This window comes from Dyella nitratireducens (genome assembly GCF_014642835.1).
Lineage (GTDB): Bacteria > Pseudomonadota > Gammaproteobacteria > Xanthomonadales > Rhodanobacteraceae > Dyella_B > Dyella_B nitratireducens.
Map to the genome: position 1 here is coordinate 134,892 of NZ_BMJA01000007.1, position 25,125 is coordinate 160,016.

Below are 25,125 nucleotides of genomic sequence, written 5' to 3' on the forward strand. Positions count from 1 at the left end.
TATGCCAGCAGGGGCTGATGACTCGTCGTCATGGCGCGTTTGCGCAATGCAGCTTGACCGATTCGACTGGCGCTCGGCACGCTGCACCATACGCCAACGTAGGGAGCCTTTCATCATGAAACGTCTGTCGCAGTTCGCCGTCGCCGCTTGTCTGCTGCTGGGTTCGGCCGTTGCCTGGGCCGCCAACGACACGCCGGTGGGCACCTGGCGGCAGATCGACGACGTCACCGGCAAGCCCAAGTCCATCATCCAGATCACCGACGACAACGGCAAACTGCAAGCCAAGGTGCTACAGGTGCTGCTTTCCGACGACGGCCCGCACCCGATCTGCAGGAAGTGCGACGGTGAGCGTAAAGATCAGCCGATCGAAGGCATGGTCGTCATGTGGAACGTCAGCAAGGACGGCGACGTGTGGGACGGCGGCAAGATCCTCGATCCGAAGAACGGCAAGGTGTACAGCGTGAAGCTGAGCCTGACCGATGGCGGACAGAAGTTGGACGTGCACGGGTACATCGGCTTTTCGCTGCTTGGCCGTAGCCAAGTGTGGGAGCGCATGCAGTAAAACCCCTCTCCCTTGAAGGGAGAGGGGCACGGCCTGCAAGCCGTCTAATCCATCAATGGAACACCACCGCGGTCAACGAATAAGGCGCAACGGCCTGGGTGGCGGCCTTGCTCGCACTGGCTTGCGCAACACCTACCGCCGCACTGTTTTCACCGTAGGTATAGATGCTTGCCGTGGTAAACCCGCCCGGCACGCCGGTAATGGAAACGTTGTACGTGCTGCTTGGGTCGGTATTGACCAGCAGCACCGCCACCGAACCATTCAACTTCTTGACCGCATGCACCTGGACCAGGCCCTGGTTGGATGACGCCGCCACGATGTGGTCATGCGGCCCGACCACCTTGCCAACGATCTGCAAGCCATAGTACGCAGGGAATGGCGTATTGACCGACGGCTCGTTGCTGCCGCCATCAGAGAGCAGGCCATAGTCGCCATAGTTGTTGGTGCCATACAGGTTGGCGCCGTTGTTGTTACCGGTCGCCTCGCTGTTGTGGGTCGTCCACCAATCAACATTGATCACGCCGTTCGCCAGCCAGGTCATATAGTCCTCGGCAAGATAGAGCGCGTTGACCAGGCTGGTGGTCTGTTTGCCGGGGTTGTACGAAACCGCATTGGATTCGGTGGTCATGATCCGCACGCTGCTGGCATGCGCACCGCAATACTGGCTGAGTTTGGAGTGCAGCGTTGAAACCATCGAGGGAATGCTGGGCGTACTGCTGACGGACGTGCTTTCGCCGTCGCGAGGTGCAGTCAGCAGACCCGCGTCGGATTCACCCCACGGCCCTTGCGGATACCAATGGATGCTCACGAAATCCGCACTTGAACAAGCCGTTTGCAACACGGTGTCGTTCCAGGGCTGGGGCGAGCTGCCACTGGTCTGCCCATCGGGCCAATTGCCGGGCGCGGTAAGCACCAGACCAACCTGAATCGATGGATCGACCGCCTTCATGGCCTGGATGAACTGCAACGCATTGCTCGCATAAGCGGCGGGGCCTTTCTGGGCGTGCAGATCCCGTTCCCAGCTTGAGCCATAGGTGCCATTGCCATACAGCTCGTTGCCGATTTCCCAATAGTGGATGTTGTAGTGCTTGGTGATATTCGCGTACTTCACCCACGCCGCCGCTTCGGCAGGGCTGCCGGAACCATAATTCACAGTGATGATCGGCGACGCGCCCACTTGTTGCGCCACTTGCATGAATTGGTCGAACGCCGTCGATCCCGCATTGCTGCCGCTATCGTCAAGCGTGTTGCTCTGCCAGTGGAAATTGTCGGCGGTAGAGCCGCCGGGATAGCGCATGACTCCCACGCCATCCGTACGCAGCAGATTCGCAACGCCTGCATCCTGCAAATGTCCATCCCATACCGCCGTATTGACGCCGAGCGCATAAAGCGACACGGAGCTGAGCACCTTGCCCGTATTCACAGTCACCTGGGCGCTCGCCGTGCCGGCCACGGCAGCCGGAATGCTGCCGACTCCCAGCATGAATACGCAGAGCGGCATGCACAGATGACGCAAGGAGTGCCAACTCCGACGCTGGCAGAGATCCATCGATTTTGTTGCCATCAGACACCTCACTTCGTGGGAAAAGCTATCAATCGCGTACACGATTCCGCCGTCGGCGACGCCGACGTTCCTATGAATGCTTTCAGTGGAGCTGTTGAAGCTGTGTGGCGATGAAGTGCGCTACTTCATTCGTGGGCGGAGCATAACCAGCAGCATTGCCATGGAGAAGCGAAGAGAAACCAAAGTGTGCAGACTTTCACAAGCTTCGCGCAGAATTGTCATGAGCATGCTGTGCACAAAATCTGATGACAAAGACATGCTGTGCGCATCTTCACGCACATCGTCGCATCTGTTGTGCTCGGCGCAACTCGCAGGTTGCGAATCCCGACATGGCCATGTCGGTCATGGATGGCGATGTCAGGGCTCACAACACCAACCTGCAAACCTTCGTCAAACTTGCAGCTTCACAGCTTCGTCACATCGCACGTCGCACTACGCACCAACAACTCGCACCTTGTCATCACAACGTCGCGCATTCGCAATCGCAGCCCTGCACTGTCTCGCCCTTCTCACAACAACAAGGGTGGATGTATGCGAGACGCACGTCGATCGATCGTATGGGGAATGCTTGCGGCAGCTTGTCTGAGCGGCTTGTGCAGCAAGCCGGCATTTGCCGCTGACAGCGGTAACTTGCTGGTGAATGGCGATGGTGAAGCAGGCACTTGCACCACCGACTGGTCTGCGGTGAATACCGTGCCGGGCTGGACGGTGACGCAAGGCAATCCGTCGGTGGTCTGCTATTCGATCAGCAGCTTCAGCACACCAGGCAATGCATCGGGCGGCAATGCGTTCATTGCCGATGGTCCGTATGGGGATTCCGCGCTGCGCCAGAATGTGGATGTTTCCAGCGCAGCCAACGCCATCGACGGCGGCAACATCACTTACACGCTTTCTGGCTGGCTGGGTGGCTACACGACGTACAACGGGCAAGCCGTAGTCACCGCCATCTTCCTCGACGCCAACGGCAATCCACTCGGCTCGCCGACGCAACTGGCTGGCGTGAATGCGTCCGCGCGTAGCGATAAGACTGGCTTCATCGCCAAATCCACCACCGGCAACGTGCCGTCAGGCACACGCACGATCTCGGTGCTGCTGCAGTTCAACGACACGTCGGCGTCGTACAACATCGGCTATGCCGACAATCTCTCGCTGACGCTGTCTACACCGGTCACCGCACCCATCTTGCAGGCTCCGGCCTCGCAAGTACCAGCATTCGATCACGTCTTCATGGTGATGATGGAAAACACCAACTACGACGAAGTGATCGGCGACACCACCGATGCACCCTTCATCAACAGCCTCGCAAGTCAAGGCACGCTGCTGGACAACTACAGCGGCGTCTACCATCCCAGCGATGAAAACTATCTGGCGATCGCCGGCGGCAATACCTTCGTGCAGGGCGCCATCTACTACCCGAATATCAAGGTAACCGCGCAACACATTGGCGATGAACTCGAAGCGGCCGGCAAAACCTGGAAGGCCTACGAACAAGGCATGGGCACGCCGTGCAATACCAGCAACAATAACGACAGCTACTACGAACCGGACGATGCGCCGTTCATCAACTTCACCAACATTTCGTCCAATCCCACGCGTTGCGCCGCACATCTGTTCGATACCACGCAGCTGATTACCGATCTGCAATCGGCAGCCACCACGCCGAATTTCTCCTGGATTGCCGCCGATGACTATTACGATGGCGAATCGTCCGGTGATGGTTCCGCTCAAAGTCTGCAGGTGCAGAACGGCTGGCTGCAACAGACCCTGCAACCAATCTTCAACTCGCCTGCGTGGACGCAACAGCGCTCGCTGCTGATCCTTACCTGGGACGAATCGGCATCTTCCACCGGCAACCACATCGCCACCATTCTGGTCGGCTCGCCTGGTGCAGTGCAGGCCGGCTACGTCAGCAACACCAGCTACAACCACTACAGCGTCGGCCGCACTATCGAGAATGTGCTTGGCATTGCCTCGCTCACGCACAACGATCAGTACGCCCAGCCTATCAACGATGCCTTTGTCGCAACGCAGGCCATCACCACGCCCAGCCTCGCCAACAGCATGCCGAATGTGAGCAAGGGCACTTATGTGCACGTCGACTACGCCACGCCAGCCAGCAAACTCAATGGCGACAACTGGATTGGCATCTATGCGCCGGGCAGCAGTCCAGGCAATGGCTCGTCGACCAGTTGGCAGTACGCGCCGAACGGCAGTGGCACGGTGACGTTCGATACCTCCAGCCTTTCGCCGGGTACGTACAACGTGTGGTACTGCTACAACAATGGCTATACCGTGTTGGCGGGGCCGGTTACGTTGACGGTGACGAATCCGTAAGTGACACGCTCCTTCTCCCCTTTGGGGAGAGGGAGCTGGCTTGCCTAGGCCATAGAGTATTGCCAGAAAACTCGTAGGTTGGGGTGCAAACCCCAACATCATTGGTTGATGTGGACCGCTATGTTGGGGTTTGCACCCCAACCTACTATCAGCCGGACACTGCTTCCGCTCGATGCACCATCACGCCATGCGCCGCAAACGCGGCACGCGTCGCGCGGTCCGCCGAGTGCTCGACAACAAGGTGTTGCACACGCGCGAGTTCGGCGACTTGATGCGCTGCCACCGCGCCGAGCTTGTCATCGGTAGCCACCACCACGGTTTCGTCGCTGGCGTCGATCATGGCGCGCTTGAACAGCGTTTCCTCGCTGTCGAAACCCCACAAGCCGTGCGCGGCATCAATCGCGCAGGCGCCTGGAAAACACAGGTCCGCGCGCATTCTTTTCACCTGCTCTACGGCTTGCGCGCCAATCGCGCCGCCGATCGAGGGAACAACACGGCCACCAATCAGCAGCACTTCAAATCCTTCGCGGTCCAACAACAGCTGCGCGATATGCGGCGCATTGGTGATCACCGTAAGCCCGGCGCCGACGGGAAGCGCCGCCGCAATGGCAGCATTGGTGGTGCCGGCGTCGATCAACAACGTCTGGCCCGGTTTCACCAGACTCACGGCTTTGCGTGCCAATGCTTGCTTGCGCAACGGATGTTCGGTGCGTCGCTGCTTGAGTGGCGTCACAGTGACCGCAGGCAACAGTGCCCCACCGTACACGCGCTTGCACAAGCCTTGCGCTGCAAGTTCACGCAGATCGCGCCGGATCGAATCCTCCGATACTTCAAACGCCTCCGCCAGCTCGGCGGCCACCACGCGTCCCTCGTTGCGTAACCGCGCGAGGATGCGCTGCTGACGTTCCTCAGGCAGTGCATTCCGATCAATGGTCGGCGCAAGCTTAGCCATGACTGATCGCCCGCGTGTCACGTTCGAGCAAACTCAACTTCACCAGGCGTTCGCGCAAACCGACCGGATCGCGGAACCACCAACCATCCATGCCCAGCGCTTCGGCCGCCGCTACGTTGCGTTGGGAATCGTCGATATACAACGCCGTAGCAGGATCGACTGCATAGCGTTGCAACAGACACTGATAGATACGCGGATCGGGCTTCACCAGGCGCTCTTCGCCAGATACCACGATGCCTTCGAACCATTGCAGGAACGGATAAAGCTGCTGCGCAACCGGAAATGTCTCCTGCGACCAATTGGTAAGCGCCAGCAGACGCACGCCGCGCGCTTTCAGCTCAGCCAGCAGCGCCACGCTGCCTTCGATCGGGCCAACCAAGGTTTCCTTCCAGCGGAGGTGATAGGCATCGATCAACTCGGCATGTTCGGGAAACTTCGCACGCAACAACGCGGTACCTTCGACCCACGGACGGCCAGCATCCTGCTGTTCGTTCCATTCGCTGTTGCACACCTCACGCAGAAACCACTCCATCTGCACTTCGTCCTCAATCAGTTGGCGATACAACCGCCGAGGGTCCCAGCCGATCAGCACGTTCCCAAGATCGAAGATCACTGTATCGATACGTCTGCTCATCACCGCACTATCCTCGCCGACAAACCCACCAGCACCAGCAAGCCGGCCACCGCGACGAAAGCGGTCGACAAACTGCTGGCATGCGCTACGAAACCGATCAACGCCGGACCACTCAGCAAGCCCACATAACCCAGCGTGGTTACGGTAGCGATCGCGATGGCCGGCGGCGTGCCGGCCAGGCGTCCGGCCGCACTGAACATCACCGGCACAATGTTGGAAGCCCCCAGGCCGATCAGCACAAAGCCGAGCAAGGCGGCCACCGTCAGCGGCACGCACGCCACCAGTAAAAATCCCGCAACGGCAAGGCCCGCGCCGACACGCACAGCCCACGCCGGACTGTGGCGCGCAATCAGCCGATCCCCGGAAAAACGCCCTGCCGCCATCGCCACCGAAAAGCACGCATAGCCGAAACCGGCCGATGCTGGCGCAACACCACGCACATCACGCAGAAACACCGCACTCCAGTCCAGCATGGCGCCTTCCGCCATGAAGCTGACGAAGCACAACAGTCCCAGCAACCAAGCGTGTGCATGCGGCATGCCGAGCTGGGCCTTCTTTTCGACGTCCATGCCGAGTGCAGACGCATCGCTGCGCAGACCATCGCGCAACCACAGAACGGTCAGCGCGAGCGCAACAGCGAGGGTCACAGCGGCGCCAGACAACGGCAATCCAAGCGCCAGCAAGCCACTGAACAACGCGGCGCCCGTCAAGCCGCCGACGCTGAAAAGACCATGGAACCCGGACATCAGGCGATCGCCGCTACGGCGTTCCACCTCGACCGCGTAGGCGTTCATGGCGACATCCACCGCGCCCAGCATCACGCCGAAATAGAGCAAGGTGCCCACCAGCATCGCCACACTGGACACGTGCGCAAGTACGGGTAGTGCAAGGCACATCAACAAACCGGCGCTCAAGATCATGGCGCGATTGCCCAGCCGGTGCGCCAGCCAACCTACGAACGGCATCGACAGCATCGAACCACCACCGAACGCCAACAACGCCGTGCCCAATTGCGCATCGTCCAGTGCAAGACGGAGTTTGACGTACGGCACCATCGGCGCCCAGGCCGACATGGCCATACCGGAAACCAGAAAGATCAGCCGCGTCGCCCGCCGTGCGCTGGGAAGCGAAGCTACGCCGCTGCCCGCGGCGGCGGTTTCAGGAGTCGTTTTCACAGCTTGCCCGTCTTGCCTGCATTGCGGATAAATGTACACAAACATGCAACATCGTGCAAACGTACAGGAACCGCGACCATGCCACGCCGTCGCGGAGCGCAAGCGGCGCCGCATGCCATAATGCACGGCCCATTTCGAGCCACTGCCGCCCATGACCCGACGCCTGCTCGTCACCCATGCCCTGCCCTACGCCAACGGCCCGCTGCACCTGGGTCACATGCTGGGCTACATCCAGACCGATATCTGGGTCCGCTCACAGCGGATGATGGGCAACGAGGTGTACTTCGTGGCGGCGGACGATGCGCACGGCACGCCGATCATGCTGGCGGCCGAAAAAGCGGGTGTCTCGCCGGAAGCCTTCATCGCCGACATGCGCGCCAGCCATGAAGCGGACTTCACCGATTTCCACTTCAGCTACGACAACTACTACACCACGCATTCGGAAGAGAATCGCGAGCTGGCCTCGCTGATCTACACGCGCCTGCGCGACAGCGGCTACATCGCCAAGCGCAGCATCCAGCAACTGTTCGACCCCGACAAGCAGATGTTTCTGCCGGACCGCTACATCAAGGGCACCTGCCCCAAGTGCGGCACGCCAGACCAGTACGGCGACAACTGCGAGAACTGCGGCGCCACCTATGCGCCTACCGACCTGATCAATCCGTATTCGGTGGTTTCCGGCGCCACGCCGGTGCTGCGCGATTCGGAGCATTACTTCTTCGAACTGAGCAAATTCGAAGAACTCTTGCGCAACTGGTTCAGCGGCAAACTCACCGACGGCAAGCCGGTAGCCAACCCAGGCGTGGTGGCCAAGCTCAAGGAATGGCTGGATGGCGGCCTGAAAGACTGGGACATCTCGCGCGATGCGCCTTATTTCGGCTTTCCCATTCCCGATGCGCCAGGCAAGTTTTTCTATGTATGGCTGGATGCGCCGGTCGGTTACCTGGCGGGCTTCAAGAACCTGTGCGAGCGTGCCGGGGTGAGGTTCGAAGATTTTCTTGCACCGAACAGCGGCGCAGAAATGCACCACTTCATCGGCAAGGACATCATCAACTTCCACGGTTTGTTCTGGCCGGCCATGCTGCACGGCGCACAGTTCCGCACGCCCACGGCGCTGCACGTCAACGGCTATCTCACGGTGAACGGCGCGAAGATGTCCAAGTCGCGCGGCACCTTCATCCAGGCGCGCACCTACCTCACTGCCGGCTTGAATCCGGAGTTCCTGCGCTATTACTTCGCCACCATGCTCAACGATGCGCCGGTGGATGTGGATCTGGACTTGAAGGCGTTCGAGGAGCGCGTCAATTCGCATCTCATCGGCAAGTGGGTGAACATCGCCAGCCGCACCGCGGGCTTCGTGCACAAGTTCTTCCATGGTCAATTGGCCGCGAACTTCTCGCCGGAGCAGAACGAACTGTGGAGCGTACTGATCTCGCACTACGAAGGCGTGCCGGCCTTGTACGAGGCCGGCGAATTCGCCGAGGCCATGCGCCGCTTCGTGCTGATTGCCGATTTGGTCAACGGCCACATTGCCGCCAAGGCGCCATGGGTGATGGCGAAAGACGAAACGCAGCGCGACGAACTGCATCAAGTGTGCTCGTTCGCACTAGCCGCGTTCCGCCTGCTCGGCGGGCTGCTCAAACCCGTGCTGCCGGTTACGGTGGAAGCGGCGGAGAAATTCCTCGCCGCGCCCATCGCCGATTTCGATGCAGCCTGCGCCACGCTGCACAACCACACCATCCACACCTTCGAGCCACTGCTGGCGCGCATCGATCCCAAGCTGATCGAAGCAATGGTCGAAGCCTCGAAAGAATCGCTGGGCTCCGCACCGGAGCCCGAAACCAAGAAACCCGCCAAGAAAGACAGCAAGCCCATGACCGAAGCTACCGTCACCACGACCGAATCCAACCTCATCAGCATCGACGATTTCGCCAAGCTCGACCTGCGCGTCGGCAAGGTGCTGGCCTGCGAGTTCGTGGAAGGTTCGGACAAGCTGCTGCGTTTCGAACTGGACGCTGGCCCGCTCGGCAAGCGCCAGATTTTCTCCGGCATTCGCGCCGCGTACGGCGAGCCGGAAAAACTGGTGGGGCGTAATGTGGTGTTTATTGCCAATCTCGCGCCGCGCAAGATGCGCTTTGGTGTGTCGGAAGGGATGATTTTGTCGGCGGGTGAAGGCGGCAGCGATCTGTTCCTGTTGGATGCAGATCAAGGTGCGAAGCCTGGGGCAACCGTTCGCTGAATTATTGACTCTCTTTCCCCACAGGGGAGAGAGAGCTGATCTCGCCATGACCACTCTCGCTGACCGCATCGACGCCCTGCTGCCGCAAACGCAATGCGAACAATGCGGCTACCATGGCTGCCGCCCTTACGCGGAAGCGATCGCCAACGGCGAAGCTAAGATCAACCAGTGTCCACCCGGCGGCAGTGACGGCATCGCCAAACTCGCGGACCTGCTCGGCCGCGCACCGCTACCACTGAATCCGGCAAACGGCGTTGAAAAGCCTCGTACGCTGGCCCGCATCATCGAAGCCGATTGCATCGGCTGCACCAAGTGCATCCAAGTCTGTCCTGTCGATGCCATCGTCGGGGCGAACAAGCTGATGCACACCGTGATCGCGGACGATTGCACCGGCTGTGAACGCTGCGTACCCGCCTGCCCCGTCGACTGCATCGTGCTTGAACCGATGTCGCCCGCGCAGGCGAATGATTCCACGCATGCTGATATGGCACGTGTGCATTTTCAGCGCCGCGAGGCACGCCTGGAAGCACAACGTGCGCAGCGCGACGCAGAATTGTCTGCGCGCAAAGCCCAGGTGCACACCACCAGCCAGAGCGTGCTCGACGCGCTTGCCCGCGCCAAGGCAAAAAAACAGGAGCCCAAGCAGTGAAGAAAGAGGATGTAGTCGAACTGTTCTCACGCTTGCGCGAACTTAATCCGCATCCCACCACGGAGCTGGCCTACACCACGCCGTTCGAACTGCTGGTAGCCGTGGTGCTATCCGCGCAAGCCACCGACGTGGGCGTCAACAAGGCCACGCGCAAGCTCTTCCCCATCGCCAATACGCCACAAGCGATCCTCGATATGGGCGAGGAGATACTCAAGCGCTACATCAACACCATTGGCCTGTATAACGCCAAGGCCAAGAATGTCATCGCGCTGTGCCGCATCCTGGTGGAGCAATACGGTAGCGAGGTGCCAGATAACCGCGACGCGCTCGAGGCGCTGCCTGGCGTTGGACGCAAGACAGCCAACGTGGTGCTCAACACCGCATTCGGCCATCACACCATTGCCGTCGACACACATATCTTCCGCGTTTCCAACCGCACCGGCCTGGCGCCGGGCAAGGATGTACGTGCGGTGGAAGACAAGCTGGAAAAAGTGGTGCCGAAGGAATTCAAGCAGGACGCGCATCACTGGCTCATTCTGCACGGGCGCTACGTGTGCAAGGCGCGCAAGCCGGATTGCCCGCAGTGCGTGATTCGCGATCTGTGCAAGTACAAAGACAAGACGCCTGCGTAAGTTGGGGGGCAAACCCCAACATCACCATGCACTCATCCGCACGCACACGCATCCATCGCAACGTTGTAGTCTGATGTTGGGGTTCGCACCCCAACCTACGAGCCACACAAACAGCGCGACAGAAGGTGCCGTCTTGGCCGCCAAACCATCCCGCAAGCCAGATAACGAACACCCCGGCCGCCTGCAAATGGCCGACATCGCCCGTCTTGCCGGCGTATCGACCTCCACCGTGTCGCGCGCCCTCAAGGGCAGCAGGCTGGTGAATGACGAAACACGGCAACGCATCGAGCAGATCGCCAGCCAGTTCAACTACACCGTCAACCAGCTGGCGATGAACTTGCGCTCCGGCACCAATCGCACCGTCGCCGTGGTGGTGCCCTATGAGAAACATCGCCGGCAGAATTTCTCCGACCCGTTCCTGCACGGAATGATCGGCGCGTTGGCAGACGTACTGACCGAACGCGATTACGAGATGCTGCTGGTGCGCATGGATGCCGAGCAGCTGACCACCCTTGGCACCCTGGTCGACGGCGGGCGCACCGCCGGCATCATCCTGGTCGGCCAATGGCACCACCACGACCAGCTCAACGCGATGGCAGACCGCAAGCTGCCGCTGGTGGTATGGGGTGCGCAGCTTCCGGATCAGCGCTATAGCTGCGTGGGTGGACAGAACCTGGTCGGCGGGCGCCTGGTCGGCGAGCATTTACTGGCACAGGGTTGCCGCAGCGTCGCCTTTCTCGGTGACCGCGATCTGCCTGAAGTCGCGCAGCGTTATCGCGGCTTTACGGCCGCGCTCCGCAAGCAAGGCATCAAGCACGATGCCGCTTTACGCAAGGATGTTCCGTTTCTCGCGCCTGATGCACGACGTGCCACGCTGGAATGGATCGACAGCGGCATCACCTTTGATGCCCTGTTCGCGGCAAGCGATCTGCTTGCGATGGCTGCCATCGGTGCCTTGCGTGAACGCGGGCTCGATGTACCCAAGGACGTGCTGGTAGTTGGCTACGACGATGTCGATTTCGCCGCACACTTCCATCCCTCGCTCACCACCGTGCGCCAGCCGTTTCAGCTGGGCGCGGAAGCCATGGTCGATGCCTTGCTGGATCTGCTTGAGCCTACTTCGGAAGCGCATGGGCATGAACTGCCGACGCAGTTGATCGTTCGCGAGAGCAGCCAACGCGCCCAGTAGGTTGGGGTGCAAACCCCAACATTGCCATGCAGGCATAGAGCACGATGTTGGGGTTTGCACCCCAACCTACATAAGCGCAAATCCGCGCTGCACATCCATGCCATTTCAAAGCGCATCGTCATTCGGCGAGACATAGATACCCAGGTATCCGGGGCGAGTAGCCAAAGGACTAATTTTTGCAATCGATGTCATCTTAGTCACCCATAACGCATAAAACCGCTATTTTTTTGGAAATTTTTGCTGCACTGCAAATTGCAATCGATTGCAAAAGCATAAAAATGGCTCCACTGCCTTCACCGGCAGCACGGCGCGGGGACGTTCCGTGCCAATGGGTCGGGGATGCCGAACGTGGCCACGCATTCACTCCAGGGCCGCGCGAGCCGCCCTGTGCAAAAATTTTGGGGAGAAAACCATGCATCCGTTGTCCACCTTCCGCAGGAACACGCTGACGGTCGCTATCGCACTGATGTGCACGGCATCGTTTCAGGCCATGGCCGGCACCACCGATACAAGCTCACCGCAAGCCGCCGCCTCCACGGCATCGAGCCCTCAAACGAGCAGCAACGACGCATCCGGCAAGGACAATGGCAAAAAGCAGAACTCTGTGAACCTGCAACAGGTCGTCGTAACCGGTTCGCCGCTGCCATCCACGGAAATGAACTCCAGCATTTCGGTCAGCACGGTCGATGGCGAACAAATCCAGACCAGCGGCGTGCAGAACGCAGCGGATCTGCTGCGCACCATTCCAGGCATCCGCTCCGAATCGTCGGGTGGCGCCGGTAACGCGAACGTATCCGTGCGCGGCCTTCCCGTTGCCTCCGGCGGCAGCAAGTTCGTGCAGTTCCAGGTGGATGGCATGCCGGTGCTGGAATTCGGCGACACGGCGTTCGCCACACCCGATACCTTCCTGCGCACCGACTACAACATCGATCACGTGGAAGCCGTACGCGGCGGCTCTTCGTCGGTGTTTGCCAGCAATGCACCGGGGGCGATCATCAACTTCATCACCAAGGATGGCAGCTCGCAAGGCGGCAACATCGGGCTTACCGTCGGACTGGGCCAGTACGATGATCAACGTCTCGATTTCGATTACGGTGGCCCGCTATCAGCGTCCACCCGCTATCACTTCGGTGGTTTCATCCAGCACGGCAACGGCCAGAAGAATACGGACTACACGTCGTCGTCCGGCGGCCAGTTGATGGGCAACATCACCCACGATATCGACGGCGGCTTTCTGCGCCTGAATCTGCAATTCACGGATACCTACGATCCGGTCTACCTGCCTGTACCGGTCATGATCACCGGCAGCAACAGCGATCCTCATGTCAGCTCCATTCCCGGTTTCAACCTCCAGAGCGGCGTGTTGCAGTCACCCTACTTCACCAGCGACACGGCGCTGAATGCACAAGGCCAGACGATCCACACGAATATTCGCGATGGCTACCACACGCGCGTGAATGCGATCGGCGGCGAAGGCAAGTTTTCCCTGGGTGACGACTGGACGCTGCATGAGCAATTCCGCGCAGCCGAGAATTACGGCGCCTTCACCGGCCCCTATCCGACCGCGGTGGAAAGTGCGCAGACCCTCGCCGACAGCATTGGTGGTGCAGGTTCCTACCTTACCTATGCCACCGGTCCGAATGCGGGCAAACGCGTTACCAATCCTGCTGCACTGGGCGGCAACGGTCTTGCCTCCGAGACGGCGCTGTTCAACGTGTCGTTGCCGAACATGGACAACTTCACCAACAACATCAGCCTGTCGCGCACCTTCGACACGGACTTCGGCAAGGGCACCTTGCAATTCGGCTACTACCACTCGCAACAGAACGTGGTGCAGGACTGGCACTGGAACATGTACCTGCAAACGGTGCAAAGCCAGGATTCGGCACTGCTGAACGTATACAGCGCCAGCGGCAAGCTGATGACCGACAACGGCCTGGTGGCCTATGGCACCCCTGGCTTCTGCGGCTCCTGCAACCGCTACTACGACGCCAAGTACATGATGGATGCGCCCTTCGTATCCATGACCTGGGAAACCGGGCCTTGGCGTTTCGACGGCGGCTTGCGCTTCGACCGTATCACCGGCAGTGGCTATTACGTTGCCGCCAACCAGCTCGCCACGGTCGATGTGAACGGTAACGGCGTGATTTCCGTACCTGAGCAAAGTGTGCCGGTGTACGGCGGCGCCACCTCGCCGATCGACTATAGCAAGTCGCACCTGGAGTATTCGTTTGGCACCAACTACACCATCGATTCGAACCTTGCCCTGTTCCTTCGCGCCAGCAGCGGCGCTCGTTTCAACTCAGATCGCTTGTTGTTCGGCGGCGGTATTCTCTCCGACGGCAGCGTGCCGCAGGGCATCGGCGTCAATGTGGTCAAGCAATACGAAGGCGGCGTGAAATGGAACACCGCGCACACCAGCCTGTTCGTCACCGGCTTCATGGCCAATACGCAGGAGCAGAACGAGGACGTCACCTCCACGATCGAGCCGTTCATCAGCCGCCACTATCACGCGCGCGGTGTTGAATTCGAGGGCTCCTACAACTACGGTCATTTCTCGCTTGCCGGCGGCATGACCTATACGCATTCGCGCATCGTGTCCGACGCCATCACACCAGCCGACGTGGGCAACGTGCCGCAGCGCCAGGCGAACTGGGTGTATCAGTTCAGCCCGAGCTACAGCTGGCACGCCTTCAATGTCGGCGCCACGGTGATCGGCACCACCAAGTCCTACGCCTCCGACCCGAATGGTTTGGTGATGCCGGGTTACACGCAGGTAAATACATACGTCAGCTACGACATCAACGATCGGATGACGGCATCGCTCAGCGTCAACAATTTGTTCAATGCCATCGGCCTCACCGAGATCGACTCGAGTCCTGAAACGGTGACGGCCAACGGCATCAACACCGCGCGTTCGATTCTCGGCCGCACCATCTATGTCAACTGGCAGTACCACCTGTGAGCAAATCGGACGTAGCCGCACTTTCCATGGATACCTCCTTGCTGGCACGAGCGCGCCAATGTTTCCTCGCCGAAGCCGATCCGGCCGTGCAGGCCGAAGCCACGGGGCGCTTTGACCGTCATGCTCCCCGGCTGCTGCACTGGCTGACCGCGCTGTACGGCAGGCAACCGATGTTCGACGCATGGCTGCTTTCGCTATGCACCACGCTGGGCACGCTTGCGCGTGCCCGGCCACCCGCACTGCGCGAACTGGATCGCGAGCGCGAACGCGATCCCGACTGGTTTATCCATGAAAAGCGGGTCGGTTATTGCGCTTACGTCGATCGCTTCGGTGGCGATCTCAACGGCGTCGCTGATCGCGTGGATTATCTTGAAAACCTGGGTGTCGGCTATCTGCACTTGCTGCCGTTTCTGCGTGCACGTAGCGGCGACAGCGACGGCGGATTTGCCGTAGCCAGCTTCGAGGAAGTGGAACCCGCGCTCGGCAGCATGGGTGATCTGGAACGGCTGGCAGCACGTTTGCGCGAAGCGCGCATCAGCCTGTGCGCGGACCTGGTACTCAACCACGTGGCCGATCAGCACCCATGGGCCCTCGCCGCCACACAGGGTGATCAGCATTACCGTTCGTATTTCTACCTGTTTTCCGACCGTCGCGTGCCCAATCGCTACGAACAAACGGTCGCCCAGATTTTCCCGCAAACCGCGCCCGGCAATTTCACGCATAACGATGTATTGCGCAGCTGGGTATGGACTACGTTCTATCCCTATCAGTGGGATCTGAATTACGCCTACCCGCCGGTCTTCGCCTCCATCGCTTCCGCCTTGCTGCAACTTGCCAATCGCGGCGTGGAAATCTTCCGTCTGGATTCGGCACCGTTTTTGTGGAAACGTTTGGGCACGTCGTGCACGAACCTGCCGGAAGTACATCAGATCCTGTCGGCGCTGCGTGCCATGGTGGATCTGGTTGCACCGGGCGTCTTGCTGAAGGCGGAGGCCATCGTTGCATCGACGGATCTGTTGCCTTACCTCGGCGTGGGCGAAACGCTGGGCAGCGAATGCCATCTGGCTTATCACAGCGGACTGATGGCGGCGAGCTGGACAGCTCTCAGCGAAGGGCGCACGACGCTGCTGCGGCAACTGTTGGACAGTACGCCTCCCCTGCCCGCGCACACAGGCTGGATGACGTACGTGCGTTGCCACGACGACATTGTGTGGGGCGTGTTGCGTTCCGACGTCGAAGCGGCCGGCGATGACTTTACTCAGCGCATCGGTGCTGCCGCCGCATTTCTGGAAGGACGCCGGCCCGGCAGTTTCGGGCACGGCGTTGCGTTTCAATCGGCCGACGGCCATGCAGTCCATGGCACCAATGGCATGGCATCCGCACTCGTAGGTCTGGATTCAGCCGGCAACGCTGTCGCCTTGCGCCGCTTTGCGTTGATGTACGGATTGGCGTTCGCGGTGGGCACCGTGCCATTGCTTTACATGGGCGACGAACTGGCCCAGCCCAACAATGAAGCGGATGAAGATGCCGCCTTGATCGCACTCGATAGCCGCTGGGTGCAACGTCCTCGGCTGGATCTGGCACGCCTCCAGCAACAGCTCGATCCGAGCACGATCGCCGGCAAAGCCAATGCGGCCATCAAAGCCTTGATTGCGGCCCGCCACGATCCAGCGTTTGATCCCCAGGCATCGGTCGAAACGCTTGCCTGCGATAACGAGGCACTCCTGGCCATTCGGCGCGGCGAACGCTTCATGGCGGTGTTCAACTTCAGCGATAAACCGCAGTCTGTCGACTGGAGCCGACTGCATGCCGGCGACGGCTGGACAACGCTGTTGCAAACGGCCGACGATGCCGGCGACGACACAGGCATGTTGCCGGCATGGGCGATGGTATGGCGGAAGAAACCGTGACAGGCATGCACGCAGCAGTCCAGGCCGGCCATGCGGAAGGCGCAGCGCCTTCTGGGCGCAAGCCGCGTCTGTCGTTCTGGCAGATCCTCAACATGAACGTCGGTTTCTTCGGCATCCAGTTCAGTTTCGGCCTGCAGCAAAGCAATATGAGCCCCATCTACAAATACCTGGGAGCCCATGACGCCAGCCTGCCGTATTTGTGGTTGGCCGGCCCGATCACCGGGCTGATCGTGCAACCATTGATCGGTGCCTTGAGCGATCGCACGGTAAGCCGCCTTGGCCGTCGCACGCCGTATTTTTTGATCGGCGCACTGATCTGCAGCGTGTGTTTGTTCGCCATGCCGTTGAGTCCCGCACTGTGGATTGCAGCCAGCCTGTTGTGGATTCTGGATGCCGCCAACAACATTACGATGGAACCGTATCGTGCGTTCGTCGGCGACCGCCTGGATACCACGCAACACGCGGTTGGCTATCTGGCGCAAAGCGCGTTTACAGGTTTGTCGCAAACGCTGGCCTACCTCACGCCATCCATCCTGGTGGGCTTGGGCATGCAAGCCGGTGCCGTCAACACTCATGGCATTCCGGATGTCGTGCTGATTGCCTTCATCATCGGCGCGGTGTGCTCGATCACCAGCGTGGCATGGTCGGCATGGACCACACCGGAGCTGCCGCTGTCGGAGCAGGAAAAAGACCGCATGCGCCATGCGCCACGCAACCTGGGCGCCACGCTGGGCGAAATAGTCGATGCCATCCGCGACATGCCAGCCACCATGCGGCAGCTCGCGGTCATGATGCTGTTCCAGTGGTACGCGATGTTCTGCTACTGGGAATACATCACGCTGTCGATTGCGCGCACGCTCTTTCGGACCACGGATTCGGCCAATCCTGCGTTCGCGCAGTCTGCGCTGATCAGCGGGCAGATGGGCGGCTTCTATAACTTCGTCGCAATGCTCGCTGCCTTTGCGATGATGCCGCTGGCCCGCCAGCTCGGTGCAAAACCCATTCACGTCGTGTGCCTGCTGTGCGGCGGCGCCGGCATGCTGTTGCTGCCGGGCATGCATTCGCGTGCCATGTTGCTGGTGCCGATGCTCGGTGTCGGCCTCGCCTGGGCAAGCATGATGGGCAATCCCTATGCGATGCTCGCAAGCAGCATTCCACCGGAACGTGCGGGTGTGTATATGGGTTTGTTCAACGTGTTCATTGTGTTGCCGATGCTGCTGCAGATTCTTACTGTGCCGCTGATGTACGAACGCGTTTTGGCAAGCAATCCGGAAAATGTGATTCGGCTTGCGGGGGGAATGTTGCTGATTGCGGCAGCGCTTACGCTAAGGGTGAAGGTACAGACGCGTGCGTAGCAAACTCCAACATGACAAGTGTCCAAGCATGGCGATGTTGGGGTTTGCACCCCAACCTACACGACTGCGTTAGGATTCGCCGTCCCGGCGAACGCCGGGGCGACGAGCTAACGATCGCTATCACGCTGCCCGGCGCAATCCTTCCACACGCGTATGCAGCGCCTTCCAATCCACCACCAATTCGCAACCACGCGCCTTGGCATTGCGTCCCCACTCGGTTAGCAATTCCAGACACGCCTGGTCGACATGGCGCAGACGATCCACGTTCAGCAGCACGCGGGTATTTGGCGGTACCTGTTCCAACGTGCGTGCGAGTACAGGCACCTTGAAGAAGGTGGCTGAACCGTCGAGTTCCAGCGTGGTCATGCCAGGTTCTTCGTGATCGGCAAGGTCCACCTGCAGACGCGAAGACTGCAGTGCAAGTTTGAGTACCGACAAAGCGAAGCCCACCAACACGCCGGTCAGAAGATCGGTCGCCACGATAGCAAGCGTCGTCGCAGCGTACACCACGAAATTACCCCGGCCATATTCCGCCAGCGATTTCATCTGCTTGACGTTGACCATCTTCACGCCAGTAAACACCAGGATGCCCGCCAAGCACGCCACCGGCGTCATGCGGATCAACCACGGCAGCAGCATCGCGAACACCAGCAGCCAGCCGCCGTGAAGGATCGTCGCCATGCGTGTGGCGGAACCCGCTTGCACGTTGGCGGCACTGCGCACGATCACGCCGGTCATCGGCAAGGCACCCAGCATGCCGCATAGCATGTTGCCCACGCCTTGCGCAGTCAGCTCGCGGTTGTAGTTGGTGCGCACGCCGTTGTGCATGCGATCCACCGCTGCAGCGGATAGCAACGTTTCTGCGCTGGCGATCAGCGCGAAAGTGAGTGCGGCAACGAGCAACGGCGGCTGTGCCAATGAAGCCAGACCGCCAAACGTCGGCAGCTCCAACGTCGCAAACAGATTTCCCTGGATATCCACTTTGTTCACCGGCGTGCCGAGCACGCCGACGGTGGCCGTAACGATCACTACGGCTAACAAAGCACCCGGCACGAAACGCAAGGCTTGCGGCCGGAGTTTTTCCCAGCCAAGCATGATGGCGATGGTGGACAAACCAACCATCAACGCAGCCACGCTACCGGTTTCGCCCTTGAAGGCGCTGATCAACGCACCCGGCAAGGCCGCGAAATTTTCCAAACCTCGGGCCTTGGGCAAGGCATCGATCAACACGTGCAACTGCGAAGCCACGATCAGGATGCCGATGCCCGACAACATGCCCGCGACCACCGCCGGCGAAATCACGCGGAACCACACGCCCGTACGGCCAAGCCCGGCTATCACCTGGATCAAACCGGCAAGCATCACCACCGGCCCCAATGCAACCACGCCGTACTCGCGCACCAGCTCGAATACCAGCACGGCCAAGCCTGCTGCAGGGCCGCTCACCTGCAAGGGCGAACCGGCCATGGCGCCAACTACGATGCCGCCGACAATACCGGTAATCAGGCCCGCCGCAGGTGGCATGCCCGATGCGATGGCAATACCCATGCACAACGGCAACGCCACCAGGAACACGACGATCGAACCGAGCAGATCCCGGCCGAATAATCCTTGAGAAAAATAAGATCGCATGATTCGCTCCTCAGGCTGCCGCCATCGTGGCAAAGCGCACGTGCGGTGTTGCATCGGGTACCTTGCCGGCACTCGGATCGAGTTTCACGAAACAGCCACGCTCGGCATCGAACGTCTCGATCTCTGCATGCGCAATGTCATACACCCAGCCGTGAATGCTGAGATCGCCGCGCGCCATGCCTGCGGCCACCACCGGCAAGGTGCGCAGATGCTCAAGCTGAGCCAACCACGTTCTCGCGCGTCAGACAGGCCAGTGTTTCGTGTTCGGTCAGTCCCTGGTTGTTTTGCGCGACCACGTACCGGGCCACGTCACCATGCTTCATCCACGCCGCAACGGATGGCATCTCCTTCATCAGCTCCGGCTTCTGCAGCGCCTTCATCGCACCGCAGTCGGAGTGACCGCATATCACGATGTGCTTCACCTTGAGCACGCGCACCGCGTACTCGATCGCCGCGACCACGCCGCTTACGTGCTGTGCGTACGGCGGCACGATGTTGCCGATATTGCGATAGACGAACAATTCGCCCGGCTGTGTGTTGAACATCATTTCAGGCATCACGCGCGAGTCAGCGCAAGTGATGAACATGGTGCTGGGACTTTGACCTGCGGCCAGTTGCTTGAACAGGGCGCGCTGCGCAGGGAAAACCTCTTGGCGGAAGTACTGGAAACCTTCGATCAGACGTTGCATGGGGATGCTCCATGAGATAATTGAACAGGCACGTAGGGCATCGGCAGGCATACGGAATCGACACACGCCTACGCTCGCGAACAAGCGCTTCCGAAGCCAAAGAAAAACTCAAGGGATGCATGCGGCGGACACGCCGCAGAGGATGCGATCAGGCGGCGCGTGGTGGCCGCAACAGCTCGGCGGGAGGAGCCGACCGCAGCAAAGATGTGCTGTCTAAAGGAACGCCCGAGCGCCTCGGGTCTGGCATGACATGCACGAGTTCCGGCGTGAGGAATTCCTCGTCCATGTCGCAGTCGTCTTGCAATGGGTTGCCACTGCTAGCTAAGTCGTCCGTCGTGGAACTCAAATGACTTTGCGCGCCAAGCGCCACGGCGAGGTCATCACCCGCAAACCTCATCGACGAGGAAGCCGCGCCGTGTGCAGAAAGCCCGTGACGAAGATGCGAATCAACCGCCACGTTGATGCTAGTCAGCAACAACAGAGCGAATGCGCAAAACGCCAACAGAAGCAAACGATAGCGGTGAACGCGAAGCATGATGCAAAAAATATCGGATCGCGCACATGCATCGCAAGTCGTTAGCTAAATACAAGTTCATATGCGCGAACCATATCGCTCGTTTGCGGGCGTGCATGGCATGTCCACAAAAAGCAAAACGGCGGGCAAGGCCCGCCGTTTTTCCATCCCTGGGTCGAACTCCTTTCCGATAACCCTTACAGCTATCCGTTTCCCACCGATTAGAACGGGTAGTAGCGGATGCTGGTGAAGAACATGTTGTCCGACGCGGTCGGCGCATTGCCCTTGCTGTCGGTGAACAGCTGACGCGAGAGATGCGAGAACTGTGTACCGAACTGCACGCGGCCGAACTTGCCCTGGTAGAACTTCCAGAAGAAGCCGAGCGTCTGTTCGGAGACGGCGCGGTTCTGGCCCGTACAACCGGTGGCCGCACCATAGATGCCGCAGTTGGCGTTGTTGTAGCCGAGGGCGGCAGCACCATAACCGAGCGGCAAGCCGTTCACGCCCACGGTCTGGTAGCTGTCCTGCTGCTCACGACCACCTTCGACGTACAGGTCAAACGTATCGGAGGCATGCCAGGTCAGCGTGCCCAGCGCCATGTTTTCCTTCAGCGGATGCGGAGCGCCGCTGGTCGTGTAGGTGATGTCGTTGAGGCCGGCCGTGCCGTAACGGCCAATACCCTTGCCGCTCATGCCCGAAACCTGGAGGTCCAGGACCTTCGGAACCAGCGGCAGCACCATGCCGAAGCCAAAGCCGCCACCATGTGCGGTCTGGTTGGTGGTGCCGCCCGGACCGCCGTTGGCAGTCGTCGGCGTCACGCGGGTGGTGAACTCGCGCGAAATGCCGAACAGTTCGTAGTGGCCCCAACCCGGATCAGCCGCAAACTTCACGAGGATGTCCGGAATCTGGTTGAGCGACACCGAGTTCAGGGTGTCATACAGCGAGCCGGCACCAACCGTGGCGGTCGTCGTCGCATAGCCCTTGGTGCCCGTACCCGCCGTGGCGCCGATACCGGCCGTCTGCGGGTTTTCCACCGACACGCCCAACCACCACTTCTTGTCCCAATCCTTCACGAGGCGCAGCTGCGTTTGGCGAGCCCAGTTGAAGCCCGCGCCGTACTGCGCGTCGATGGTCGGCGGCAGCACTTCCTTGCCTGGCGTGATACCCACGCTGTCGAGGGTCATCAACGACCAAGCCTGACCTGCCAATGCATGCAGACCGTAGTCGTTCCAGTCGATGCTGGTCCACAACTGGCGGATACGCATGTTGAACGAGTTGCTCTCGTTCATGTTCGCCGTCTGGGCGCCACCGAGGAAGTCCGTCTCGTAGTAGCCGGTCACATGGGTCGAGTCGTTGATGTCGCCTTCGGCCTTGATCGACAGGCGGCTCTGGCGCGCGCTGTACACAAACTGGTTGTTGCGGGCATTGGTGACCGGATAGGTGGTGGTGGCGCCGCTGCTCGTATTGATCGGCGCGGTGCTCGTACCACCCATGAACGGAATGGCGGTGAACTTGGTGGCGATATCATCCGCGGTATCGCGCGAGCGGTACGCCGTTTCAGCCGCCAGGAAGCCGCCGAAGGTCCACTTCACACCACCGGTGCCGCCCAGGATGTCACCCTTGTGTTCCTGCACCATCGTCGTGGTGGCAGCAACCTGCTTTTGCGTGGCCTGAACCTGAGCCTGTGTCGCCTGCACGGACTGCGCCGTCTCGACCTGGGCCTGCTGCTGAGCCTGCTGCTGCGACTCCAGGTCCTGAACCTTCTGCTCCAGTGCTTGGATCTCTGCCTTCATCTGCGCCAGTTCAGAGGCGCTGACAGTCACCTTCTTGTTCGACGACTGAGCTGACACCGGCGCCGTAACGCTGGTCAGGCCCAAACCGGCAGCGATGGCCACCGTGAGCATCTTGGAACGCATATTGTTATCTCCGCTAGATCAATAGAAACCGCGCGGCATCACAGTCCTTCCCCTGGAGCGGCCTGCGGGCTGGCGGCATGATCGAGCGGCAGCTTTACCGTTAGATGGATGTTATGTGACAAAACGATGACGAACCGTACGGTTTGCCGTCCAGGGTGGCGCGATTCTTGACGGCAAAACTTACAACCGTAGGCGCCTTACCCTGCTTCTAGCTGACGAAGATGCTTATTGAATAACCCATTATCTTCTTGATGAGGCAAGACGCTCCGGCAAACGGCAGTACCGGTATCCGGCTGATATGCTTGTCCGATGGAGCAACTCAACAACAGCTTGGCGGTCCGCATGGCCGACCGTTTCCGCGGCTTCCTGCCGGTGATCGTGGACGTAGAGACCGGTGGTTTCGATGCCAACCGTGATGCCTTGCTGGAAATCGCGGCCGTTGCAGTAGGCATGGATCAGGAGGGCAACCTCTACCCGCACCCGGTGGTGTCCACCCATGTGGAACCCTTTCTAGGCGCAAACATCGATCCGCGCGCTTTGGAGATCACCGGCATCGATCCGGACAATCCACTGCGCGCCGCATTGGAAGAGCGCGCTGCGCTGGACCATATCTTTCAGGCAGTGCGCACAGCAGTGCGTGCCAACGAATGTCAGCGTGCGGTCCTGGTAGGGCATAACGCCGCATTCGATCTGGGGTTTCTCAATGCCGCGGTGCACCGCGTTGGCCACAAGCGCAACCCTTTTCACCCTTTCAGCTGCTTCGACACCGCCAGCCTGAGTGGCCTGCTGTACGGACAAACCGTGTTGAGCAAGGCAGTACTGGCTGCCGGCTACAGCTTCGATTCGCGCGAAGCACATTCAGCGGTGTATGACGCCGAGCGCACTGCCTTGTTGTTTTGTCGCATTGTGAATCGCTTGCGTTCGCTGGAAGTGCTGGAGCTTGAGCGAGTGGGCACGGCCCTGCCGTAGGTTGGGGTGCAAACCCCGACATTGAGACGTGTGTGCACATAGAGCAGTTGGGGTTTGCGCCCCAACCTACGATCGCGTTTATCCACAAGATTTTACGATTGTCATCAAGCTGACACATTTGTCTCATCTCATTGCAACACCTTCCCTCTGCAATACGCGGGTCGTAGGCATTTCCTAGCCACTTCCCTCAAGGAGCCACTGTGTTGACCTCACTGAAACTTCCGTCTCGCCTCGGCACGCTCGCCTTCGCGGTTGCCGCGTCCCTGTTTGGCATGACGGCCCAGGCCACCGATATCACTGGTGCGGGCTCCAGCTTCGTCTATCCGGTCATTTCCAAATGGTCGGCCGCTTATGCGGAAAAAACCGGCAATCACATCAACTATCAGTCGATTGGTTCCGGTGGCGGTATCGCGCAGATCAAGGCCGGCACGGTGGATTTCGGTGCCTCCGACATGCCGTTGAAGGCAGAAGATCTCGCCAAGTTCGGCCTGGGCCAGTTCCCTGACGTGATCGGCGGTATCGTGCCGGCGTTCAACGTGTCCGGCGTTGCAGCGGGTTCGCTGGTGCTGGACGGCCCCACCCTGGCCGACATCTACCTGGGCAAAATCACCATGTGGAACGATCCTGCCATCGTCAAGCTCAACCCCAGCGTGCACCTGCCGTCCTCCAAGATTTTCGTGGTGCATCGTTCGGATGGTTCGGGCACCACCTTCAACTTCACCGACTACCTCTCGAAGGTGAGCACGGATTGGAAATCGAAGGTCGGTGAAGGCACCGCCGTGCAGTGGCCGACCGGTATCGGCGGCAAGGGCAACGAAGGCGTATCCGCTTACATCAAGCAGATCCCGAACTCGCTGGGCTATGTGGAATATGCCTATGCGGTGCAGAACAAGCTCGGCTACGCCAAGATGAAGAACGCGGCCGGCACCGTGGTGGAACCCACCATCGCCAGCTTCCAGGCTGCTGCCAACACGGCGGATTGGAAGAACGCCAAAGACTTCAACCTGCTGATGACTAACGCTCCCGGCGCTGACGCATGGCCGATCACCGCTACCTCGTGGGTGATCATGTACAAGACGCCGAAGAACGCCGCCAACACCAAGGTTGCCTTCGACTTCTTCAAGTACGCTTATGAACAAGGCCAGGACGCCGCGCGTGCACTGGACTACGTGCCCCTGCCCGCCTCGCTGGTGCAGCAGATCGAAGCCTACTGGTCCAGCGAATACAAGCAGTAAGCTTAAGTAC

General features: G+C 60.1%; 18 protein-coding genes and 1 pseudogene. 11 read left to right on the plus strand and 8 right to left on the minus strand.

Translation table 11 applies throughout. The features are described from left to right. Positions 1-115: 115 nt before the first annotated feature. Complete coding sequence (locus IEX75_RS23730) at positions 116-562, plus strand: DUF2147 domain-containing protein (protein ID WP_188798497.1); 447 nt, start codon at positions 116-118, stop codon at positions 560-562. 52 nt (positions 563-614) lie between these two features. On the opposite strand, the gene IEX75_RS23735 is transcribed toward IEX75_RS23730, so the two are convergent. Then, positions 615-2,126, minus strand: a complete 1,512-nt coding sequence (locus tag IEX75_RS23735; RefSeq protein ID WP_229721062.1) for a hypothetical protein — start codon at positions 2,124-2,126, stop codon at positions 615-617. Positions 2,127-2,657: 531 nt separating this feature from the next. Here IEX75_RS23735 and IEX75_RS23740 point away from each other — a divergent pair. After that, positions 2,658-4,460 carry an alkaline phosphatase family protein gene (locus tag IEX75_RS23740; RefSeq protein WP_188798499.1) on the plus strand — a complete coding sequence of 601 codons (1,803 nt, stop codon included), beginning with the start codon at positions 2,658-2,660 and terminating at the stop codon, positions 4,458-4,460. Between the two features lie 148 nt (positions 4,461-4,608). Here IEX75_RS23740 and IEX75_RS23745 read toward each other — a convergent pair whose 3' ends face one another. Genes IEX75_RS23745 through IEX75_RS23755 form a run of 3 tightly spaced genes read right to left on the minus strand, consistent with a single transcriptional unit; the run spans position 4,609 to position 7,221 of the window. Continuing rightward, entirely contained in the window at positions 4,609-5,412 is an 804-nt protein-coding gene (locus IEX75_RS23745; protein ID WP_188798501.1) for a DeoR/GlpR family DNA-binding transcription regulator, read from the minus strand. Beyond that, positions 5,405-6,046, minus strand: a complete 642-nt coding sequence (locus IEX75_RS23750; RefSeq protein ID WP_188798504.1) for an HAD family hydrolase — start codon at positions 6,044-6,046, stop codon at positions 5,405-5,407. Before IEX75_RS23750 ends, IEX75_RS23745 begins: the two co-directional genes overlap by 8 nt. Beyond that, a complete protein-coding gene (locus IEX75_RS23755) occupies positions 6,046-7,221 on the minus strand; it encodes an MFS transporter (protein ID WP_229721063.1) in 1,176 nt (391 codons plus the stop codon). The genes IEX75_RS23750 and IEX75_RS23755 overlap by 1 nt, the downstream gene beginning before the upstream one ends. A gap of 151 nt (positions 7,222-7,372) precedes the next feature. Between IEX75_RS23755 and metG the strand changes: the two genes are divergently transcribed. The 7 genes from metG to IEX75_RS23790 all read left to right on the plus strand — a co-directional run bounded on the left by metG (position 7,373) and on the right by IEX75_RS23790 (position 18,160). Beyond that, positions 7,373-9,460, plus strand: a complete 2,088-nt coding sequence (gene metG / locus IEX75_RS23760) for a methionine--tRNA ligase (protein ID WP_188798506.1) — start codon at positions 7,373-7,375, stop codon at positions 9,458-9,460. Positions 9,461-9,506: 46 nt separating this feature from the next. After that, entirely contained in the window at positions 9,507-10,109 is a 603-nt protein-coding gene (locus tag IEX75_RS23765) for an RnfABCDGE type electron transport complex subunit B (protein ID WP_188798557.1), read from the plus strand. Next, on the plus strand, positions 10,106-10,741 hold the full coding sequence (nth, locus tag IEX75_RS23770) for an endonuclease III (RefSeq protein ID WP_188798507.1): 636 nt from the start codon (positions 10,106-10,108) through the stop codon (positions 10,739-10,741). The genes IEX75_RS23765 and nth overlap by 4 nt, the downstream gene beginning before the upstream one ends. A gap of 133 nt (positions 10,742-10,874) precedes the next feature. Continuing rightward, positions 10,875-11,930: a LacI family DNA-binding transcriptional regulator gene (locus IEX75_RS23775; protein ID WP_229721064.1), complete on the plus strand. Its 1,056-nt coding sequence runs from the start codon at positions 10,875-10,877 to the stop codon at positions 11,928-11,930. 412 nt (positions 11,931-12,342) lie between these two features. Continuing rightward, positions 12,343-14,895, plus strand: a complete 2,553-nt coding sequence (locus IEX75_RS23780; RefSeq protein ID WP_229721065.1) for a TonB-dependent receptor domain-containing protein — start codon at positions 12,343-12,345, stop codon at positions 14,893-14,895. A 26-nt stretch (positions 14,896-14,921) separates the two neighbouring features. Continuing rightward, positions 14,922-16,805, plus strand: a complete 1,884-nt coding sequence (locus tag IEX75_RS23785) for an alpha-amylase family glycosyl hydrolase (RefSeq protein ID WP_188798508.1) — start codon at positions 14,922-14,924, stop codon at positions 16,803-16,805. A gap of 5 nt (positions 16,806-16,810) precedes the next feature. Beyond that, positions 16,811-18,160 (plus strand): MFS transporter, encoded by a 1,350-nt coding sequence (locus tag IEX75_RS23790; protein WP_188798509.1) that lies wholly within the window; start codon positions 16,811-16,813, stop codon positions 18,158-18,160. A 120-nt stretch (positions 18,161-18,280) separates the two neighbouring features. Here the strand turns inward: IEX75_RS23790 and IEX75_RS23795 are convergent, their stop codons facing one another. The 4 genes and pseudogenes from IEX75_RS23795 to IEX75_RS23810 form a co-directional block, all read right to left on the minus strand. Beyond that, positions 18,281-19,792, minus strand: coding sequence for a SulP family inorganic anion transporter (locus IEX75_RS23795; protein ID WP_188798510.1), 1,512 nt, complete (start codon positions 19,790-19,792; stop codon positions 18,281-18,283). Positions 19,793-19,802: 10 nt separating this feature from the next. Beyond that, a pseudogene (locus IEX75_RS23800) lies at positions 19,803-20,481 on the minus strand (carbonic anhydrase). A gap of 148 nt (positions 20,482-20,629) precedes the next feature. Then, the gene (locus IEX75_RS23805; RefSeq protein ID WP_188798511.1) at positions 20,630-21,016 is read right to left on the minus strand and encodes a hypothetical protein; all 387 of its coding nucleotides are present in this window, start codon (positions 21,014-21,016) and stop codon (positions 20,630-20,632) included. Positions 21,017-21,216: 200 nt separating this feature from the next. Further along, positions 21,217-22,911 carry a coiled-coil domain-containing protein gene (locus tag IEX75_RS23810; RefSeq protein ID WP_188798513.1) on the minus strand — a complete coding sequence of 565 codons (1,695 nt, stop codon included), beginning with the start codon at positions 22,909-22,911 and terminating at the stop codon, positions 21,217-21,219. Positions 22,912-23,220: 309 nt separating this feature from the next. Here IEX75_RS23810 and rnt point away from each other — a divergent pair, with 309 nt between their 5' ends. Next, positions 23,221-23,880, plus strand: a complete 660-nt coding sequence (gene rnt, locus IEX75_RS23815) for a ribonuclease T (protein WP_188798515.1) — start codon at positions 23,221-23,223, stop codon at positions 23,878-23,880. A 203-nt stretch (positions 23,881-24,083) separates the two neighbouring features. Beyond that, a complete protein-coding gene (gene pstS / locus IEX75_RS23820; protein WP_423373294.1) occupies positions 24,084-25,115 on the plus strand; it encodes a phosphate ABC transporter substrate-binding protein PstS in 1,032 nt (343 codons plus the stop codon). Positions 25,116-25,125 lie beyond the last annotated feature (10 nt).

Bases quoted from the DNA above. Each gene is read 5' to 3' on its own strand.
- IEX75_RS23750 (WP_188798504.1), bottom strand. From the start codon at position 6,046: ATGAGCAGACGTATCGATACAGTGATCTTCGATCTTGGGAACGTGCTG.
- IEX75_RS23730 (WP_188798497.1), top strand. From the start codon at position 116: ATGAAACGTCTGTCGCAGTTCGCCGTCGCCGCTTGTCTGCTGCTGGGT.
- metG (WP_188798506.1), top strand. From the start codon at position 7,373: ATGACCCGACGCCTGCTCGTCACCCATGCCCTGCCCTACGCCAACGGC.
- IEX75_RS23740 (WP_188798499.1), top strand. From the start codon at position 2,658: ATGCGAGACGCACGTCGATCGATCGTATGGGGAATGCTTGCGGCAGCT.
- IEX75_RS23735 (WP_229721062.1), bottom strand. From the start codon at position 2,126: ATGGCAACAAAATCGATGGATCTCTGCCAGCGTCGGAGTTGGCACTCC.
- IEX75_RS23765 (WP_188798557.1), top strand. From the start codon at position 9,507: ATGACCACTCTCGCTGACCGCATCGACGCCCTGCTGCCGCAAACGCAA.
- IEX75_RS23810 (WP_188798513.1), bottom strand. From the start codon at position 22,911: ATGCGTTCCAAGATGCTCACGGTGGCCATCGCTGCCGGTTTGGGCCTG.
- IEX75_RS23785 (WP_188798508.1), top strand. From the start codon at position 14,922: ATGGATACCTCCTTGCTGGCACGAGCGCGCCAATGTTTCCTCGCCGAA.
- IEX75_RS23795 (WP_188798510.1), bottom strand. From the start codon at position 19,792: ATGCGATCTTATTTTTCTCAAGGATTATTCGGCCGGGATCTGCTCGGT.
- rnt (WP_188798515.1), top strand. From the start codon at position 23,221: ATGGAGCAACTCAACAACAGCTTGGCGGTCCGCATGGCCGACCGTTTC.
- IEX75_RS23780 (WP_229721065.1), top strand. From the start codon at position 12,343: ATGCATCCGTTGTCCACCTTCCGCAGGAACACGCTGACGGTCGCTATC.
- IEX75_RS23805 (WP_188798511.1), bottom strand. From the start codon at position 21,016: ATGCTTCGCGTTCACCGCTATCGTTTGCTTCTGTTGGCGTTTTGCGCA.
- IEX75_RS23745 (WP_188798501.1), bottom strand. From the start codon at position 5,412: ATGGCTAAGCTTGCGCCGACCATTGATCGGAATGCACTGCCTGAGGAA.
- IEX75_RS23790 (WP_188798509.1), top strand. From the start codon at position 16,811: ATGCACGCAGCAGTCCAGGCCGGCCATGCGGAAGGCGCAGCGCCTTCT.